Annotated in this window: 19 protein-coding genes and 1 pseudogene; 13 read left to right on the forward strand and 7 right to left on the reverse strand. The window is 60.0% G+C overall.

The annotated features are described in order from the left end of the window. Positions 1–176: 176 nt before the first annotated feature. From ACR0AI_RS19235 to ACR0AI_RS19265, 7 genes are all read left to right on the forward strand, one after another. Positions 177–1,130 (forward strand): metal ABC transporter solute-binding protein, Zn/Mn family, encoded by a 954-nt coding sequence (locus tag ACR0AI_RS19235; RefSeq protein WP_480676431.1) that lies wholly within the window; start codon positions 177–179, stop codon positions 1,128–1,130. A gap of 3 nt (positions 1,131–1,133) precedes the next feature. After that, positions 1,134–1,937: a metal ABC transporter ATP-binding protein gene (locus tag ACR0AI_RS19240; RefSeq protein ID WP_480676433.1), complete on the forward strand. Its 804-nt coding sequence runs from the start codon at positions 1,134–1,136 to the stop codon at positions 1,935–1,937. Positions 1,938–1,940: 3 nt separating this feature from the next. Next, positions 1,941–3,146, forward strand: coding sequence for a metal ABC transporter permease (locus ACR0AI_RS19245; RefSeq protein WP_480676435.1), 1,206 nt, complete (start codon positions 1,941–1,943; stop codon positions 3,144–3,146). Continuing rightward, positions 3,143–4,072, forward strand: coding sequence for a metal ABC transporter permease (locus tag ACR0AI_RS19250; RefSeq protein ID WP_480676437.1), 930 nt, complete (start codon positions 3,143–3,145; stop codon positions 4,070–4,072). The genes ACR0AI_RS19245 and ACR0AI_RS19250 overlap by 4 nt, the downstream gene beginning before the upstream one ends. Before the next feature lie 287 nt (positions 4,073–4,359). Continuing rightward, positions 4,360–6,222, forward strand: a complete 1,863-nt coding sequence (gene mutL / locus ACR0AI_RS19255) for a DNA mismatch repair endonuclease MutL (RefSeq protein ID WP_480676439.1) — start codon at positions 4,360–4,362, stop codon at positions 6,220–6,222. 57 nt (positions 6,223–6,279) lie between these two features. Beyond that, the gene (locus ACR0AI_RS19260; RefSeq protein WP_480676441.1) at positions 6,280–7,509 is read left to right on the forward strand and encodes a DNA recombination protein RmuC; all 1,230 of its coding nucleotides are present in this window, start codon (positions 6,280–6,282) and stop codon (positions 7,507–7,509) included. Positions 7,510–7,537: 28 nt separating this feature from the next. Next, positions 7,538–8,863 (forward strand): adenylate/guanylate cyclase domain-containing protein, encoded by a 1,326-nt coding sequence (locus tag ACR0AI_RS19265; RefSeq protein ID WP_480676443.1) that lies wholly within the window; start codon positions 7,538–7,540, stop codon positions 8,861–8,863. Between the two features lie 4 nt (positions 8,864–8,867). On the opposite strand, the gene ACR0AI_RS19270 is transcribed toward ACR0AI_RS19265, so the two are convergent. Genes ACR0AI_RS19270 through ACR0AI_RS19280 form a run of 3 tightly spaced genes read right to left on the reverse strand, consistent with a single transcriptional unit; the run spans position 8,868 to position 10,536 of the window. Beyond that, entirely contained in the window at positions 8,868–9,272 is a 405-nt protein-coding gene (locus ACR0AI_RS19270; RefSeq protein ID WP_480676445.1) for a hypothetical protein, read from the reverse strand. Between the two features lie 45 nt (positions 9,273–9,317). Beyond that, positions 9,318–9,968 carry a ChrR family anti-sigma-E factor gene (locus tag ACR0AI_RS19275; protein ID WP_170473205.1) on the reverse strand — a complete coding sequence of 217 codons (651 nt, stop codon included), beginning with the start codon at positions 9,966–9,968 and terminating at the stop codon, positions 9,318–9,320. A 10-nt stretch (positions 9,969–9,978) separates the two neighbouring features. Further along, positions 9,979–10,536, reverse strand: a complete 558-nt coding sequence (locus ACR0AI_RS19280; RefSeq protein ID WP_209252068.1) for a sigma-70 family RNA polymerase sigma factor — start codon at positions 10,534–10,536, stop codon at positions 9,979–9,981. A gap of 249 nt (positions 10,537–10,785) precedes the next feature. Here ACR0AI_RS19280 and ACR0AI_RS19285 point away from each other — a divergent pair, with 249 nt between their 5' ends. The 4 genes from ACR0AI_RS19285 (at position 10,786) to ACR0AI_RS19300 (ending at position 12,587) form a co-directional block, all read left to right on the forward strand. Continuing rightward, a complete protein-coding gene (locus ACR0AI_RS19285) occupies positions 10,786–11,556 on the forward strand; it encodes a DUF1365 domain-containing protein (RefSeq protein ID WP_480676447.1) in 771 nt (256 codons plus the stop codon). 86 nt (positions 11,557–11,642) lie between these two features. After that, positions 11,643–11,960 (forward strand): DUF3775 domain-containing protein, encoded by a 318-nt coding sequence (locus ACR0AI_RS19290; protein ID WP_480676449.1) that lies wholly within the window; start codon positions 11,643–11,645, stop codon positions 11,958–11,960. Positions 11,961–12,099: 139 nt separating this feature from the next. After that, positions 12,100–12,327 (forward strand): DUF1127 domain-containing protein, encoded by a 228-nt coding sequence (locus ACR0AI_RS19295; RefSeq protein WP_170482213.1) that lies wholly within the window; start codon positions 12,100–12,102, stop codon positions 12,325–12,327. Positions 12,328–12,383: 56 nt separating this feature from the next. Continuing rightward, positions 12,384–12,587, forward strand: coding sequence for a DUF1127 domain-containing protein (locus ACR0AI_RS19300; protein WP_170492715.1), 204 nt, complete (start codon positions 12,384–12,386; stop codon positions 12,585–12,587). 101 nt (positions 12,588–12,688) lie between these two features. On the opposite strand, the gene ACR0AI_RS19305 is transcribed toward ACR0AI_RS19300, so the two are convergent. Genes ACR0AI_RS19305 through ACR0AI_RS19320 form a run of 4 tightly spaced genes read right to left on the reverse strand, consistent with a single transcriptional unit; the run spans position 12,689 to position 16,180 of the window. Beyond that, positions 12,689–13,831: a saccharopine dehydrogenase family protein gene (locus ACR0AI_RS19305; protein ID WP_480676452.1), complete on the reverse strand. Its 1,143-nt coding sequence runs from the start codon at positions 13,829–13,831 to the stop codon at positions 12,689–12,691. A 3-nt stretch (positions 13,832–13,834) separates the two neighbouring features. Next, positions 13,835–14,890 carry a saccharopine dehydrogenase gene (locus ACR0AI_RS19310; RefSeq protein ID WP_480676454.1) on the reverse strand — a complete coding sequence of 352 codons (1,056 nt, stop codon included), beginning with the start codon at positions 14,888–14,890 and terminating at the stop codon, positions 13,835–13,837. 14 nt (positions 14,891–14,904) lie between these two features. After that, a complete protein-coding gene (locus ACR0AI_RS19315) occupies positions 14,905–15,519 on the reverse strand; it encodes a glutathione S-transferase family protein (protein ID WP_480676456.1) in 615 nt (204 codons plus the stop codon). A gap of 10 nt (positions 15,520–15,529) precedes the next feature. Then, the gene (locus ACR0AI_RS19320) at positions 15,530–16,180 is read right to left on the reverse strand and encodes a histidine phosphatase family protein (RefSeq protein WP_170528781.1); all 651 of its coding nucleotides are present in this window, start codon (positions 16,178–16,180) and stop codon (positions 15,530–15,532) included. A gap of 134 nt (positions 16,181–16,314) precedes the next feature. On the opposite strand from ACR0AI_RS19320, the gene ACR0AI_RS19325 reads away from it, so the two are divergent. Both ACR0AI_RS19325 and gcvT read left to right on the forward strand, forming a co-directional pair. Continuing rightward, positions 16,315–17,508 carry a Zn-dependent hydrolase gene (locus tag ACR0AI_RS19325; RefSeq protein ID WP_480676458.1) on the forward strand — a complete coding sequence of 398 codons (1,194 nt, stop codon included), beginning with the start codon at positions 16,315–16,317 and terminating at the stop codon, positions 17,506–17,508. Positions 17,509–17,788: 280 nt separating this feature from the next. Next, positions 17,789–17,914 (forward strand): annotated as a pseudogene (gene gcvT / locus ACR0AI_RS19330) (glycine cleavage system aminomethyltransferase GcvT); the annotation flags it as partial.

Below are 17,914 nucleotides of genomic sequence, written 5' to 3' on the forward strand. Positions count from 1 at the left end.
CAAAATCGCACGGCTTAGCAGTAAATGGAAGGCGGCAGAGCGGCCTTGCGGTATTTTTTTGACCATTTGGACAAATAAACTAGGATTTTGTTGCGACTAATTCGCAATAGCATTGACTTAGTTGCGAGTCGTTCTCATATTTAATCGCAACAGGGTCCGAATTCCGGAGATCAACTATGATTCGTCGCAGTTTCCTTACTGCTCTCGCTATCGCCGCCGCCATGCCGCTTGCTGCATGGGCGCAAGCTCCGCTGAAAGTTGTGGCTACGACCGGCATGATTGCCGACGCAGTACGACAGGTTGGCGGCGATCAGGTCGAGGTAAAGGGCCTCATGGGTCCCGGTGTTGATCCGCATGCTTATCGCCAGACCCGCAGCGATATCGTCGCCATGACCCGCGCGGATCTGGTGCTGTGGCACGGTCTCTACTTGGAAGCGCAGATGGAGGATTTCTTTGGAGACCTCAGCCGCAAGCAAACCGTGGTTGCCGTAGCCGAAAGCGTCGATAAATCGAAGCTGCGCGCGCATGATGACTATGCCGACAAATATGACCCGCATATCTGGATGAGCCCAACCCTGTGGGCCGATGTGGTCACCAAGGTCCAAGAGACGCTATCCGAGGCCCGCCCTGAGGCTGCCGAGATTTTTGCCGCAAACGCACAGGTGCATCTGGCCGAGCTTGAGGCTCTGACAGCCTATGCAGAACAGGCCCTGACTGCAGTGCCCGAGGACAGCCGCGTTCTACTGACCGCCCATGACGCCTTCGGCTATTTTGGTGCGGCCTATGGCTATGAGGTGATGGGCGTGCAGGGCATCTCGACCCAGTCCGAGGCCGGTCTGAACCGGATCGGACAGCTGGTCGACACTCTGGTCGACCGCCAGTTGACGGCCGTGTTCGTAGAAAGCTCGGTGTCGGATCGGTCTATGCGCGCGCTGATCGAAGGCGCGGCGGCCAAGGGGCACAAAGTCTCGGTCGGGGGTGAGCTGTATTCCGATGCCATGGGCGAGCCAGGTACCTATGAGGGCACCTATGTCGGCATGCTGGATCACAATATCACCGTGATCGCAGGGGCCTTGGGGGCGGATGTCCCCAATCAGGGGCTGAACGGCAAATTGTCTGCGGGGTTTTGAGTGATGCTAGAGCTTGCAGCGGTTCAGGGTGTTTCCGTCGAAGACCAAGGGATTGAGGCCAGCCCGCTGGCGGTGCGTGGTCTGACAGTCTCATACGGTCAGAAGCCTGCTGTATTCTCGGTGGATATGACAGTTCAGCCGGGGGCGATGACGGCGATTATCGGCCCGAACGGGGCAGGGAAATCAACACTCCTGAAAGCGGCGCTTGGGATCGTCACGCCCTTGTCCGGGCAGGTGACTGTATTTGGTCAACTGCTCGAGGAACAACGTGCCCGGATCGCCTATGTCCCGCAGCGCGCCAGTGTTGACTGGGATTTCCCGACCCGCGTTATTGACGTGGTTCTCATGGGCCTGTCGCGTCAACTGGGCCTGTTGGGCCGTGTCCGCGCGCGGCACAAAGCGGCTGCAATGGATTGCCTGAACCGCGTTGGCATGCGCGATTTTGCAGATCGTCAGATCGGCCAGCTGTCCGGCGGCCAGCAACAGCGGGTGTTCCTAGCCCGTGCCTTGGCGCAGGACGCCGATCTTTACCTGTTGGATGAGCCCTTCGCCGGTGTCGACGCCGCCACTGAGAAAGCCATCATCGCGGTGCTGAAATCGCTGAAAGAGGCGGGCAAGACCGTCGTGGTCGTCCATCACGATCTGGCGACGGTCTCGGACTATTTCGATCATGTCTTCCTGATCAACACGCGCAAGATCGCCGAAGGCTCGGTGGCGCAGGCCTTTACCGCCGAAACCCTTCAGTCCGCATACGGAGGCCGCTTGGCCACCGCGCAAATCGACCAGATTTCGCGCGCGCTGGGGTAGGGAATGCTCTGGGATGCGCTCAGCCTGCAGCTTGGCTACAACGCCACGCTGGTCGCTATTGGTGCGAGTTTGCTGGGAGTCTCGGCCGGAGTGACCGGCACCTTTCTGTTTTTGCGCAAACGCGCGCTGGTCAGCGACGCGATCAGCCATGCCACCTTGCCGGGGGTCTGTCTGGCCTTCATGCTGCTGGTCGCCCTTGGTGAAGACGGGCGCAACCTGCTGGGTCTGCTGGCGGGATCGGCTGTGTCAGCCTGGGTTGGTCTGCTATGCCTGAACTGGTTAACCCGCCACACCCGACTGGCCGAGGATGCCGCAATCGGCGCGGTTCTATCGGTGTTCTTCGGCTTTGGCATCGTCCTGCTGACCGTCATACAGACTATGGGCGTTGGGCGGCAAGCGGGGTTGGAGGGGTTCCTTCTGGGCTCAACCGCCGGGATGCTGTGGGCGGATGCCTTGATCATCGCGATCGGAGGTGCGGCGACTCTGGTGCTTGTGATGATCCTGCGCCGCCCGATGACTTTGGTGGCGTTTGACCCCGAATATGCCGCGGCCCGGGGCTTGCCCGTGCATCGCATTGACCTCGCGATGATGGGGTTGGTGATGGCGGTCACTGTGGTCGGCCTGAAAATCGTCGGCCTGATCTTGATCGTGGCTTTGCTGATCATCCCACCGGTCACCGCGCGGTTCTGGTCCGAGCGGTCGGATCGCGTTGTCTTGCTGGCCGGTCTCGCGGGTGGTTTGGCAGGCTATATCGGTGCCGCCTTGTCGGCCACTGCGCCGAATCTGCCGACTGGGCCAATCATCGTCCTGGTCAGCTTCGCCTTCTTCGTCTTGTCCCTGTTCCTCGCCCCGGTCCGCGGGATTCTGGCCGCCGTTCTGCGCCATCTGAGGTTCCAACGTCGGGTGCATATCCGGCAAGGGCTGTTGGCTTTGGCACAAGGCCAGAAGATCTACGAACCTCTAACCCTGCGCCTGTTGCGCCACGCTGATCTTGTGCGCGCTGATGGCGTGGCGACCGAAGCCGGAAAAGCGCGTGCCGCCAAAGCCTTGCGCGATGAAAAACGCTGGGAGGTCGTGCGCGCAGATCAGGCGCATGAGGCGACTGCCGCGCTATACAATGGCCTACGGGACATCGAAACCGTACTGACCAAGGATCAGATCGCCGAAATAGATAATCGCATCGGCGGACCACAGGGGGTTCCGACATGAGCGGTGAAGAATTCGTACCCCTGTCGCTGACGCCACTGCTGATCGGCACCTTCGCGGCGATAGCCTGCGCCTTGCCCGGCAATTTCCTCGTGCTGCGCAAACAGGCGCTGATCGGGGATGCGATCAGCCATGTGGTGCTGCCCGGTATCGTTGTGGCCTTTCTGCTGACCGGAGCGATCTCGACCTGGCCCATGATGCTGGGCGCGGCGGGCGCGGCGATCGTGGCCGTTGTTCTGATCGAGGCGATACGGAGGCTGGGTCAAATCGAACCGGGTGCGGCTATGGGCGTGGTCTTTACCACCATGTTTGCGGCAGGTGTGCTGATTTTGGAGCAGACGGATACTTCAACCGTACACTTGGACGTGGAACATGCGCTGTATGGCAATTTAGAAAGCCTGATCTGGCTGGATGCGACGGGCTGGTCCTCGCTTTGGGACCTGCAGGCCTTGGCCGGGCTGCCGCCGGAACTGCCTCGGATTGCAGTGACGATGCTGGGTGTTCTGCTGTTCACATGGCTCTTCTGGCGGCCGCTGAAAATCTCGACCTTCGATGAGGGGTTCGCGCGTACCATAGGCATCCGCACGGGGGCGCTAGGGCTGGCGTTGGTCATCGTCGCCGCGATCGCTGCTGTTGCCGCCTTTGATGCCGTCGGCTCGATCATCGTGATCGCCATGTTCATCTGCCCCCCTGCTGCGGCGCGCATGATGACCAACCGGCTGGAGACGCAAATCGCCTGGAGCGTGGGTTTCGCCATCCTCTCAGCTGTTTCGGGATATGTGCTGGCCGGGTATGGCCCGCTTTGGCTGGGCGCGGCGGACGCCGTCAGCGCGGCAGGGATGATCGCCACCATGTCCGGCGTGATCCTGGCCCTGACCGTCATTTTCGGCCCGTGCCGCACCCGAGTGGGTGCGCACACACCTGCGTGAAGCGGCACTTTCCTGCCACTGGTTCCCGCAGGTCATCGGCTGAACTTTGCCCAGAGTAAATAAAGATGACTCTTAATAAGCAATTTAACTAATTGCATGTTAGGTCAATTACATTACCGGCTAACAACTACCACTCACTTCGGTAAGTCCGGGCAGGGTTCGGTGAGGGCGGCACAGCCAGCCCCCGAACACTGTCCGGCCCCCCTCCTTCTTGATCTGAAAGATCGGCCGATATTACGGTTCAATCCGGTGGCAGAATCGGGCCGTGATGTGCTAGGTCTGGTGGTATGGCGCAGACGACCCCCAATATCAGCGAAACACGACCCGTTATCCGGCAGCTCGACGATGCTGCGATCAACCGCATCGCCGCGGGTGAAGTGGTCGAACGTCCGGCCTCGGCCGTCAAGGAACTGGTTGAGAATGCCATCGACGCCGGAGCCACCCGTATTGCCATAGATATCGCGGGCGGGGGCAAGACCTTGATTCGTGTCACCGATGATGGCTGTGGTATCGCGGCGGAGGACTTGCCGCTGGCCTTGTCTCGTCATGCCACCTCGAAAATCGACGGGTCGGACCTTTTGAACATTCACACCTTCGGCTTTCGGGGTGAAGCTTTGCCCTCGCTCGGCGCGGTAGGTCGTTTGTCGATTACCAGCCGCGTTCCGGGGGCGGATGCTGCGTCAATTGCGGTGTCGGGCGGCAAAATGGAGACGGTGAAGCCCGCCGCCCTTCGTGCAGGAACAGTGGTCGAACTGCGCGATTTGTTCTTCGCCACGCCGGCGCGGCTCAAGTTCATGCGCACCGATCGGGCCGAGGCTCAGGCCATTGGCGATACGGTCAAACGCCTCGCCATGGCTGAGCCTTCCGTTACGTTCACCTTGCGCGATGTTTCGGGTGGAGGTGAGGGTCGCGTGACCTTCCGCGCCGACCGCGAGAACGGCGATCTTTTCGATGCCCTCCACGCCCGTCTGGCCCGCGTGATCGGGCGCGAGTTCGCCGAAAACGCCCTGCAGATCGATGCGACGCGCGAAGGTATTCGTTTGTATGGCTACGCTGCCCTTCCGACCTATTCGCGCGGAGCTGCTGTCGCGCAATATCTGTTCGTCAATGGCCGTCCGGTCCGTGACAAGATGCTGACTGGCGCGCTTCGGGCCGCGTATTTCGATTTCCTCAGCCGCGACCGACACCCGGCTGCGGCGCTTTTCATCGACTGCGATCCGACGCTGGTAGACGTCAATGTGCACCCAGCCAAGTCAGAGGTTCGGTTCCGTGATCCGGGCGTTGCGCGCGGTTTGATCGTTTCCACCCTACGTCACGCGCTGGCCGAAGCCGGGCATCGTGCGTCCTCGACCGTTGCCAACGCGACTTTGGGCGCGATGCGGCCCGAGGCGCCGCAGCCTACCCCTGCGCGGGTCTACCAGATGGACCGGCCGTCGCAGGCGGCCCGGCAAGCCGCGTATCGGGCGCAATCCCCCGGCTTTGCTGAATTGGCAAGGGACTATAGCGGCAGCATCGTTGAGCCGACCCCGGTTGTGACCCCGGTGACCGCTGAAGAACCCGCGCCTCAGGACCTGCCCTTGGGGGCAGCACGCGGTCAGGTGCATGAAAATTACATCATCGCGCAAACCGCCGACGGGATGGTCATCGTGGACCAGCATGCCGCGCATGAGCGGTTGGTTTATGAAAAGCTCAAAACGCAAATGGCCGAGCACGGTGTCGCAGCGCAGGCTTTGCTGATCCCCGAGATCGTTGAGCTGTCCGAAGGCGATTGCGCGCGGTTGATGGCGGTGGCCGAAGACCTCTCGCGCCTTGGTCTGACGCTTGAGCCTTTTGGCGGCGGTGCTATTGCCGTGCGCGAAACCCCCGCCATTCTGGGTGAGGTCGATGCCCGCGCGATGATCCTGGATATCCTCGATGAGCTGGCCGATCAGGGCGACAGTCAGATGGTACAGGCGCGGATTGAGGCGATCCTCAGCCGCGTTGCCTGCCATGGTTCGATCCGCTCTGGCCGCCGGATGCGGGCCGAGGAAATGAACGCCCTGCTGCGCGAGATGGAGGCCACCCCGCATTCCGGCCAATGCAACCACGGGCGACCCACTTATGTTGAACTGAAACTCAGCGATATCGAGCGTCTGTTCGGGCGCAGTTGATCCGGTATCGCGAAGCGTTTAAGAAGATAGAAACAAAACGAGAACATACAGGTTCATATGATTGAGATTGCAGGCACCCAATATGCGCTGAATGACCCGGTAATCCTCGTTACGGGTGGCGTTCTGGCGCTGATCCTTTTGTTACTATTCCTGTCGCTGCGGGCGTCCCAGCGTTCCGCGCGGATGGCAGAACCTCTGGCGCGTCAGATGGCACATCTGGGGCAACATGTGCAGGCCTTGGGGCAGGGGCAGGAGCAATTGCGCGGCGGGCTGCAGCACGTCTCGGACACGCAGGCCAATGCGCAGGTGCAGGTGATCCAAACGGTCGAATCCCGCTTGTCCTCGGTACAGCAGCAGATGAATGACCGGCTGGCCGACAATGCCATGAAATCAGCCCGCGCGCTGGCTGAAATGCAAGAGAGGATGAAGGAGTCGCTGCATGGGTCCTCCAAGCAGACTGCGACTTCGCTGACCCAGCTGCAAGAGCGTTTGGCCGCCATCGACAAGGCGCAGGACAACATCACCAAGCTGTCCGGCGATGTGTTGTCGTTGCAGGATATCCTGTCCAACAAGCAGACCAGGGGCGCGTTTGGTGAGATTCAGTTGAACGACATCGTCTCCAAAGCGCTGCCACATGACAGTTTCCAGCTGCAGGCGACTCTCTCGAACGGACGCCGGGCGGATTGTTTGATCCATCTTCCGAACCCACCGGGGCCGATTGTGATCGACAGCAAATTCCCGTTGGAGGCCTATGAAGCGCTGATTGGCTCGACCAATGACGCCGAACTAAAGGCGGCGGTTCAGATGTTCCGCGGCACGGTGCGCAAACATATCAACGATATCGCTGAGAAATACATTCTGGACGGTGAGACCGCCGATGGCGCGCTGATGTTTTTGCCGTCCGAGGCGGTCTATGCCGAGTTGCACGCCAAGTTCCCCGAATTGGTGCAGGAGAGTTTTACCAAACGCGTTTGGATCGTGTCACCGACCACCTGCATGGCGACGCTGAATACGATGCGCGCGATCCTCAAGGACGCGCGGATGCGAGAACAAGCAGGCGCCATCCGCAAGGAGCTGGGAATGCTGCACAAGGATGTCGAACGTCTGGGCGACCGCGTTGCCAATTTGGATCGCCATTTCGGGCAGGCGGCCAAGGATATCTCGGACATCAAGATCAGTGCGGAAAAAGCTGGCCGCAGGGCGCAACGGCTTGATAACTTTGATTTTGAGGAATTGGCGCCAGAGGCCCCCTCGGAGGTCGTCCCATTAACGCGGCATGAGGGCTGAGCGCGCATCCTGACAGACAGGTTGCAGTATGAGAAACGTGGCGCACCCACCAGAAATTGACCAACTGCTAAGAACCGCCGAGCAAGACGCGGAGCAGATCGTTGGCCTGTTGCGAATGGGTGTTGCAGCGGGTCTTGGTACCTTTTTCCTTGTCACGATCCAACCGGTTTCGAACAGCGGACATGCAGTTCTGGAGCGGCAATGGGCCTTCGCGTTCGGAACCCTCTTTGCCTATTTCCTGCTTGGGTTCGTGACATGGATCGCGGCCCGCAGGGGGCGCTTTTCGGGTTGGATGGCCTGGCCTGTGTCTGGCGCAGATTCCGTGTTCCTGATTGTCTCGGTTTGGTTGGGCTTGCTCAATACCGGCCTTGTCGGGGACGAGGTCTTCGTTTTGCCTGCCGTATGGCTGGCCCCTGTGGTTCTGGCTTTCGGAGTATTGCGCGGCAACCCGAAGGTCATGTTGATGCAGGTTGTCTTGCTGTCGCTTGGGTTTCTGTTCCTGATCGGGATAAATGCAGGATCCGCGCGGGGTCACACAGACAGTCCTATATGGCTGTTTCTGGCACCCCCTCCCAACCTGATCCGTGTCTTCATGATCGCCCTGGCCGGGGTGGTTCTGATCGTCGCAGCAAGGCGGGTTCACAAGTTGCTGTTCCAATCCATAACCGAGGCGCAGCGTCGCGCGAACCTGACGCGCTACCTGCCCTCGCAGGTCGTTCAGGACCTCGGCGACAGCGGATTGGCGGCGTTGAAGAACGGACGCCGCCAGAAGGCCGGTTTGATTTTCATCGACCTGCGCGGATTCACAACACTGTCGCAACAGCTCGAGCCGGATGAGGTCTCTGAACTGGTGTCGGATTACAGGCGACGGGTCTCGGCTGTTGTGCGTCGGGAAAACGGGATCATCGACAAGTTCATCGGAGACGCGGTCATGATCGTGTTTGACGGAGAGCAGGCCGCAACACGCTGCCTAAACTGCGGCGCAGGACTGTTGGACGAAATGGCCCGCTGGAAAGCTGAGCGTAAAGCGGCGGGCCTCCCTTCACTCGGTACCGGAATCGGCTTGCATTGGGGTGAGGTGTTTCTCGGCGTGATAGGCGATCAGGACAGGCTGGAGTTTTCGGTGTTCGGAGACGCGGTGAACACAGCCGCGAGGCTTGAAAGCCTGACCCGCGATCTGGAAATGGACCTGATCGTCTCGAATGATCTTGTGACGGCGGCCGGAGGGCCGGGCCTGTTGGGCGGGTTGGTAAGTATACCCCCGATCGAGGTCAAAGGCCGCAGCGGCGCGTTAGAGCTGTTGGGGGTTCCCATCCGGTCTGAAAATGCCAAAGATCACAACGAGGACAAGTAGCAAATTACTGGATCGACAGGTCCAGATTGTAGCCCACGGTTTTGCCAGTATCTCGGTCATTGCCCATCAAGTACACGCGGATCGTATAGTCCCCGTCCTCGGGCAGATCGATCCGGGCGGTGTTGCCCTCAATCGAGCCGTTATAGATCGCGACGCCATCGCTACCGGGGGGCAGGATGTTGAAATAGACCACACCATTGCCGTTGGTATCGCTTACCTTGAGATCGGCAAACATCTCTTGCCCGGCTTTCGCGCCGAGAGAGTAGTCAAAATACTCATCTCCGGTCACGGTACCGTTGACCATTGTGCCAAAGTTGCCTGGCTCGAACTTCACCTCGGCCTTCATTTGGGCAGACGCAATCGTGGAAAAGCACGCAAAGCCAAGCGCGATCAAGCTTGTTCGGTTCATGAAATATCTCCTGTCAGAGGCAGTTCTGATCCGAACTATACACGATCAGATCCGCAGGAAGGGCTGGAAAAGGCGCGGCATCAGTTTGCTAAACTTCAGCGGCGCGTCCGTGACAGCCAAGCAGATGCAATCCTCGGTGATGTCCGCCGTCGGCGTGTGATGCAGGTCTTCATCTGCAATCTCGACGTCGCCGCGTGCGAAGCGATCAACCTCATCCGAAAACGCGCCCTGAAGAACCATCGTCAATTCCGTGCCGTTGTGGCTGTGATCCGGGACGGCGACACCTGCGGGAATGAACAGCAAGCGGGCGGTGGCCTCTTTGCTGGTCGGCAGGATCGCTTGTTTCACGCCCATGCCAATCGGTTTCCACTGGATGTCATCAACTGTCCCGCCGACGTAGTCTTGCAGGGGGGTCGGCAGGATGGCGCAGCCCGGACGGGCGGGCTTGGGGGTCGGTGCGCCTTGAGAAATCAGGGCCATCGTTGCGGCAAGGGATGTGTCACTCATGCTGACAGCGTCGGGTTGCGCGTCCAGAACATGTCCACCGACGGCCTCATAGCTTTCGGCGCGCGCACGGCAGTGGTCGCAAAGCGACAGATGGGTTGCGACCATCAGGTCGAACGCCTCGGGCAGAGAGCCGGCGGCATAGGCCATCAGCAGCTCATCTGTCAGGTGATGTTTAATCGACTGGCTCATCTTGCTCATCTCAGTTCATCGCGTGGCGCAAGCGGTCCAGCGCCAACCTAATACGTGATTTGATCGTTCCCAGGGGCAACCCGGTCTGAGACGCAATCTCTCGGTGACTCAGGTCCCCGAAATACGCCTTCTCGATCAGCTCTCTCTGCGCCTCGGGCAACGCCAGCATGGCGGTGCGCAGCTGCGCGGTTTCCTGTTGCAGCGCAAGGACATCGTCCTGCTCCGGCTCAGCCTCGGGGCCCCATCCCAGTTCCTCGGGTTCAGGGCGGCGTTGCTTGCGCAGGACGTCAATGCGCTTGTTCCGAGCGATGGTGAACACCCAAGTGGCCACCGTGGCCCGCGACGGATCGAACAGATGGGCCTTGTGCCACAAGGTCGCCATCACCTCTTGCGCGCATTCTTCGGCCAGCGCGGCGTCTGATCCTGACTTCATCAGGAACGCCTTGATACGCGGCGCGAAATGCTGGAACAGCTCGGCAAAAGCAGCCTGGTCCTGCGCGTCTCGGATGCGCCTGACTTGGTCCACCCACTCGGTCCTGGTGTCGCAACTGCCGTTCGTTCCGTTCACCTGTCTACCCTTGATGCGTTTCTTTGCGCGCCAAGGCTGAGGGGCGGCCTGTTCAGCCGCAGGTTCGTCCAAGGTCACGGTATTGATCTCGGTAAACATAACCGGATTACGCGGGGGGCACCAAGGCGGATCACTTTCATGCGACAAAAAAAGTCCAAACCGGGGTGGATTCCGTATTTCAAATGACGTCTCTTTTCTGAAAAGGGCGCAAGTCGAACAAATTACGGGCAAAGCAGGACGCGCGGCGGAATGAAAAATATCGACCACATAGCAGGTTACACCTATCACGGTCGCAAAGGGGCGATTGAAAACGCCTTTCGCTATTCGGTCGACTACGTCCTGCTGGACCCTGAGGCCGATCTGTCCACGCCGCTGCTTTTTTCGGTCGACCGCGTGAACATCACCAATTGGCGCAGCTCAGATCACGGTGGTGAACCGCGGCAGGGGATCGGTGCGCCATGGCTGCGCGCCCGGTTTGAGGAATTGGAGGTGCCCCAGCCCGCGCAGATTATGTTGCTGACGCAGCCGAGGGTTCTGGGCCATGTTTTCAACCCGGTCAGTTTCTGGTTCTGTTTCGATCGGGATGGGCAGCTTTATGCCGTGGTCGCTGAGGTCACGAACACTTACGGGACGCGCCATAGCTATGTCTGCCACAAGCCGGGTTTTGCGGTTATCGACCCCTCGGACCGGGTGGTGGCGGACAAGCTGATGCATGTGTCGCCCTTCCAGAAGATCGAAGGGAACTACACGTTCCGCTTCGACTATCGCCCCGACCGCGTTGGGGTTTGGATCGACTATGGGCGGGAAGGAGGCGGGCTGATCGCCACGCTGACAGGTCCGCGCCAGCCGCTGACCAACGGCTCTATTCTGTGGTCTTTGCTGCGCCGTCCGTTTGGTGCGCGGCGCACCTTTGCGCTGATCGTATGGCAGGCAATCAAGCTGTGGATCAAAAAAGCCCGCTTTCGTCCGTTCCGCACCGCGCCTGCTCCGGATCAGCCCGTATCGCGGGTTCGGCGATAGTTGCCCCTCTTTTTGCGTAAGATCAAAGACTCGGGGCGCGTGTCGGGTTCTGATGTGTCGAAACCGCGAACAAAGGAGCTGAAGGCATGTTGGAAATTTCGGCAAGGAAAGTGGCTCAGGTTGCCATGATGGGACGTGAGCTGGGACGGGCCGAAGGTGAGTTGCGCGCCTTTGTCGACCGGATGAGCGAGGATGAGCAGGCCGAGCTGGTCGCTATCATGTGGATCGGGCGCGAAAGCTTCTTTGCCGAGGATCTTGTCGAGGCCATTGCCACCGCCAAATCCGAGGCCTCAACCCCCTGCGCCGACTATCTGATCGGCACACCGCATCTGTCGGACCATCTTGAGAACGGGTTGGATGCGTTGGGCATATCGGCTGAGGATATCGAGAACGATCTGATGTAGCCGAAGGCTCCGGATAGCGCGCGCCATCGCGCTCCATCTTCCTAAAGAAACTTTAATGGAACGCTGCTTTTTGGTTAACGCAGCGTTCCTTTATTTGATGTCAGTACTGCACTGAAAATCAAATTTAGGAGGAAAAGAAATGGCATATACACATACTGCAGAAGCCCGGACTGGCCTCTTTGACGGTTTGTTCTCGAACTACGCGGACGCAAAGGTCGAGTATTTTCGCAGACGCATTTTCTCGAACACGGTGCGCAATCTGGAAAGACTTTCGGATCGCCAACTCGCGGATATCGGGATTGATCGGAGCGAGATCAAACAGCGCGCCTATGAGAGCGTTTTCAACGGTGCCCCACTTCGACAATGAAACAGGGTCCGCGACCGTTCGCAAACGCCGTTTTTTTAATGAGTGAGGTAACGAATATGTTTGATGTCATCCCGCCCGCAAATCAGCCAACGCCATCCGCTACGGCTTTGCTGTTGTTTGATCGCGCCATGCGTATCAGGGCCATAAGTCCGGAGATTGTGCGTGCTGCGCAGTATCTGGATGGCCTGAGCGACAATCAGTTGGCCGAGTTGGGCATAAACCGCAGCGATATCGAGGACACGATCAATCGATATATCTGACGCTCGGGCGTCGTAAGGAAAGCCAGACTAAGAGATGGAAAAATACGAGATTGAAGGCCATTCCAGACATGCTGGGATGGCCTTTTTCTTTTGCCGGCTGGTTAACCCAGGTGATCCACGATTTGCAGATGCTGCGCGAGCGTGTCGATTTCAACCATCCAGCCTTGCACCAGTTTCGGGTCGCTGGGCGCTGCGTGAACGCCAGCAGGGATGGCGCGGTTCAGGACGGCCTCAACCGCCAGTGAGACCGGGATCGACACCAGACGCGCCATCGCGGTGCCGCGTTCATCACCCCAGGCATCCATGACGTAGGTTTTGTTCCACACCTCAACGCCATCTTTCTCGGCTTTTAGGCCGACGCACAGCACCACGCGGTCGGGCTCGCCTTCGTCATAGGCGTTTTCGGCCCAGAACTGGTCCGACATCTCTTTCAGACGCGCGTCACCTTCGGGGCCTGAGAGGGTTTCGATTTCGGTGAACACGCCGGCCCATGCGTCGGTCCAGCCGTTCAGGCGCAGGGTGCCGCGGACGAATTCTTTGACCGGCCAGTGATCCTCGAATTGGTATTCGGCCATAAAGGGCAGCGAGTCGCGGTTGGGATAGACCTCAAAGCTTTCCGGGGTAGGCAGCGGCGCGATATAGCTGCTGATCGCGTCCCAGGGGCGGGCGACGTCCAGCGGGGCGTAGTCGCGGATCGATTTTGACGGTGAGCGAAGCGCCTTGAGGACGCCCAGTGGCGACCAGCTGAACTTGTAGCGGAACGGATTCGGGTTCTTGGGGATGCCACCGCAATACGAGATGAAGCTCAGGTGGTTCTGCGCGTCAAAAGCATCCGAGGCGCGGTAGTCGGCCACCAAAGCATGCGCCATCAGGTGGTCGATGCCCGGGTCCAGCCCGACCTCATTGACCAAAGCCACACCAGCTTCACGCGCTTTGTCGTCCAGCGCGCGCATCTCGGGCGCGATATAGGAGGATGAGACGAAGTTCGCTTCTTTCGAGATCGCCAGCTCCGCTAGTGGCACGTGCCAGTCGCCTGGCAGCATGGAAACGATCACATCACCTTTCTCCAGCACCGCGCCCAGAGCGTCGATGTCGAAGGCGCGGATGTCGTCGGTCAGGTCACCGACCTCGGCCTTGGCCTTTTCGATGGTTCGGTTCCAGACGGTAACCTTGTGCCCGCCTTCGATCAGGCGGCGCAGGCCGGGGATGGCCGACAGGCCGGTGCCACACCAGTGAATCGTCATCGCTCAGATCCCTTCGATATGAGTTTTGTAGGTTGCTTCTGCCCGACCCCAGACGCCGCTGTCCAGATCGGTTAGCGTCAGCAGAGACGGCAGCAGTTGCGCCGCATAGTCTTGCGAGCTTTCGACCGGCAGCATCGAGGGCAGGTTGTCGATGGCCATCACATCCATCAGCGGGTCGGTCGCGACGCGCAGGGCGGGGGCCTCCCACGTGGTGGCGCGGTCATAGACCGGGACCGGGTTATAGTCGCTGTCCGGGTCACAGGCTACGTCGCCGATGGCTGTCAACTTGCGCGGCGCGGTCAGCGCCTCGCGCGGAACAAAGACCGGCGTGCCGGGGCGCGCGAAGATGCAGTTCAGGAACAGGTCATGGTCCAGGATTTCCGGGAATGGTCCTCCGCTGGCGGTCTCGGCCATGTCCCATTTGGTGACGGTGACACCCATCGCTTCGCACATATCCGCGGCACCGGTGCCAACACGGCCCAACGCGCCGATGACGATGGCGCGGGGGCGGGCCGCGCCTGTGGTGTCCAACTCGGCCAGTAATTCGGCGTTGAGGGCGTCTTTGTTGGCATAGACGCCAACGGGGGGACATTCCTGTCCGCGTTGCTGCGCGGCCCATGTTTTCAGTGTGACCGCGGCTCCGGCATATCCGGCCCAATAGCCAAAGGCGGCGACGCGGCGGCCGTTTTCGTCGACCAGATATTCCAGATCATAAAGCGTGCCGCCGCCCGCCTTGAACCGCTCTAGCAGTGCCCGACCGGAATGTTGGCCCTTGTAGGCATGGCCGAACATGATGTGGCGATGCGGCAGGGGGGTGCCGTCCTCGGGCAGCTCTTTCAGGCCGAAAATGATTGCGTCCTGTGGGGCCTCGGGCCAAGAATTTTCAGCCGCGATCTCGCAGCCTGCGTCTTTGTAGCCGTCCAGTGGGATAGCACGGACAGAGCTTTCCTCGACCGTCACACGGATGCCTGCCGCGATCAGCGCGGCGGCGCCTTCTGGGGTCAGCCCGACCCGATCCTCGTTCGGGCGCTGTTCTGCCCGGACCCAGAGATGTGTCATCGTATTTCCTTTTGTCAGAGCATTCCGGCGGCATGGACCGCCTGAACCGAAGGGCGTGCCTCCATCGCCTCGCGGAAGGCGAGGATCTTCGGAAAGGCCGAGACGTCTACGCCGTCGCCCTCCAGCCAACTGCACACCACATAGAGGTAGGCATCGGCGAGCGAGAAGGTCTCACCCAGTACAAACGGCCCGCGCAGCCCGTTCGATGAGATGTATTTACAGGACGCGGTCATGGTCTGCGCGACCTTGTCCTTCATGTCTTTCCAGCTGGATTTCTTGTCGGCCCAGCGGTGCCCGCGCATCTTGTGGGCGTGGTTCACATGCATGGTTGAGGCGAGGTAATACATCACCTCGCGCATCCGCGCGGCCATGACCGGGTCTTCGGGGACCAGCCCGGCTTTTGGTGCGATGGTTGCGATATAGTCCAGCAACGCGCCGGTTTCGGTCAGGATACCGCCATCCACCGCCAGCGCCGGAACCCGGCCCTTGGGGTTGATCTGCTTGTAGGCGGGCTTGGTCTGTTCGCCATCGGCAAAGTCCAACCGGATCGCCTCATAATCCAAACCGGCCTCCTCCAGCGCGATGGCAACAGCGACCGAGATGGTGCAGGGAGCGTAGTAAAGCTGCATCGGGACCTCCTTACAGATGGGTCTGGGCGAATTGCCGGTCTGGCGCTTCCAGATGCGGGGTCGCGTTGAAAAGAACCGGGCTGAGCTGCGCTCCAATCGGGTGGAGGCGGTGCATCGAGGTGTTCATGATGGCAAGCGCCACCCGCGCCATCGACGGGATATCCAGACCCATCGCCTGCCGCACCACCATCGAGATCAGCCCACCTGACGTGACAACAATGGCTGGCCCACCCTCGGTTCCGATTTCATGCAGGGCGTCACTGACGCGGGTTTCAAACTGTTCGAAACTTTCGGGCGCGTCCTGGATGTCGCCAGCGGCCCAGGCAGCAAAAGTGCGGGGCAGGTGATCAACAAACCCTTCGCGATCCGTCGGGATCGCAACGCCGTGCTGTTCGTGAAACAGCTGCGCCAGGGTGAAATACTCGATCTCATTCAGGCGTGCATCGCGCACCGGCTCAGGCAGCCCCATGCTGGAGGCCGTTTCAACATGCCGGGTCAGCGTGCCGCAATAAACCCGCGGATAATGCGCCCGCGTGTCGCGCAGATGCGCACCCAGCCAGCGCGCCTGCTGGTGGCCCAGATCGCTTAGCTTGTCATAGTTAACCTCGTCCCGCGCTGCCGTGTTGGCCTGACCGTGACGAACCAGTGTGATATGTGACATGGCGGTCCCTCTTGCTGGCAAGTCTTAGGGCAGGTTCCGGGCCGGGGCCAGAGGGGTTCGGCAAAAATCGAAGGGTGATTGCAGGTTGCCACCCGGGCGCTATGGTTGGCCGCGCAATACGTTGGGGGGAGTTCATGGCAATCAACGAAAACCGCTTTTTGGCCGATTTGCACAAGCTGCGCGAATTCGGAGCTTCGGGCGTGGGCAAAGGCGTCATCCGCCCGGCCTATTCCGAGGCCGACATTGCCGCCCGGACATGGCTTGCAAGCCGGATGGCCGATGCGGGCCTGACCTCGCAATTTGATCCGGTCGGGAACCTGTTTGGTTTGACCGACGGGCCGTCCCTGCTGATGGGGTCACATAGCGACAGCCAGCCCGAGGGCGGCTGGCTCGACGGTGCTTTGGGCGTGATCGCCGCGCTCGAGATTGCGCGCAGCAGTGATCTGCCTGTCTCGGTTGTCAGCTTTCAGGATGAAGAGGGCCGGTTTGGCGTCACCACAGGCTCGGCTATCTGGTCGGGCGGTCTGGCTCTGGATCAGGCGGACAAGCTGACCGACCACGCAGGAATACCCTTCGCTACAGCTCGGGGCGCGATGGGCGATCTGGCCGGGGGCTTTGTCGATCCTACCCGTTTCACCGGCTTCATCGAGATGCATATCGAGCAAGGCCCGACGCTTGATACCCAGAAAGAACAAATCGGTGTTGTCACCGATATCGTCGGCATTCGCGATATGGTGGTTCAGTTCGACGGTCAGCAGAACCACGCCGGAACCACGCCGATGCATCTGCGCCGCGACGCGTTTCAGGCTCTGTCTGCGTTCAACACCCGTCTGAACGACCGGTTCCGAAACGTCGTTACGCCGCAAACCGTCTGGACCATTGGGCATGTGGATCTGCACCCCAACGCCTCGTCCATTGTGCCTGGGCGGGTGCGGTTTTCGATGCAATGGCGTGACGGAGATGCCGACCGTCTGGCAAGGATGGAGGAGATCATTCGCGCCACAGCCGCCGAGATCGCCGCAGAGATGGACATGGGCCTGAGCTACGGCCGGATGCTGGGGCTGGAGCCGGTGCCCATGGACACCTCGCTCCGTGCCGCGTTGGAGCATGGGGCGGAACAGGTCGCGACCGGCAAGTGGCGCAGGATGCCCTCGGGGGCGCTTCATGACGCCACCAACGTCTCGCGCTTGATGCCGGTTGCCATGCTGTTTGTGCCGTCTATTGACGGAATCAGTCACGATTTTGCCGAGGATACCGCCGAAAGTGACCTGATCGCCGGGCTTCATGTGCTGGACCACGCTGTTCAAAGGCTGCAGCCAAAACCGTAGCGAATCCGCAAATTCTCAATCGTAAGCATGGCCATAGCCGCAATCCGAGTTAAACGCGCAGCTTCGCGAATGTGCCAGTTTCCAGCGCTGGGAAGATCGTCTGTTGCCTAACGGAAAAAAGTTTCCTATAGGAACATTATCGATGCATGCGCTCGTATACATGCTCGCTCTGGCTGCGGTTCTTCGCCGAAACACCAAGGCTGAATCGTTGCATTAGATCCAGCTTGGGGCAAACTTACGGGTATGCGTTCAGAACACTCGATACGAAAAGGTATCTGCCATGACCGACGCGCCAAAACGTACTCCGTTATATGATCTTCATGTTGAGTTGGGTGGAAAGATGGTTGATTTTGCGGGCTGGGAGATGCCTGTTCAGTATCCGTTGGGGATCATGGGGGAGCACAAG

The organism is Ruegeria sp. BG3 (genome assembly GCF_056538485.1).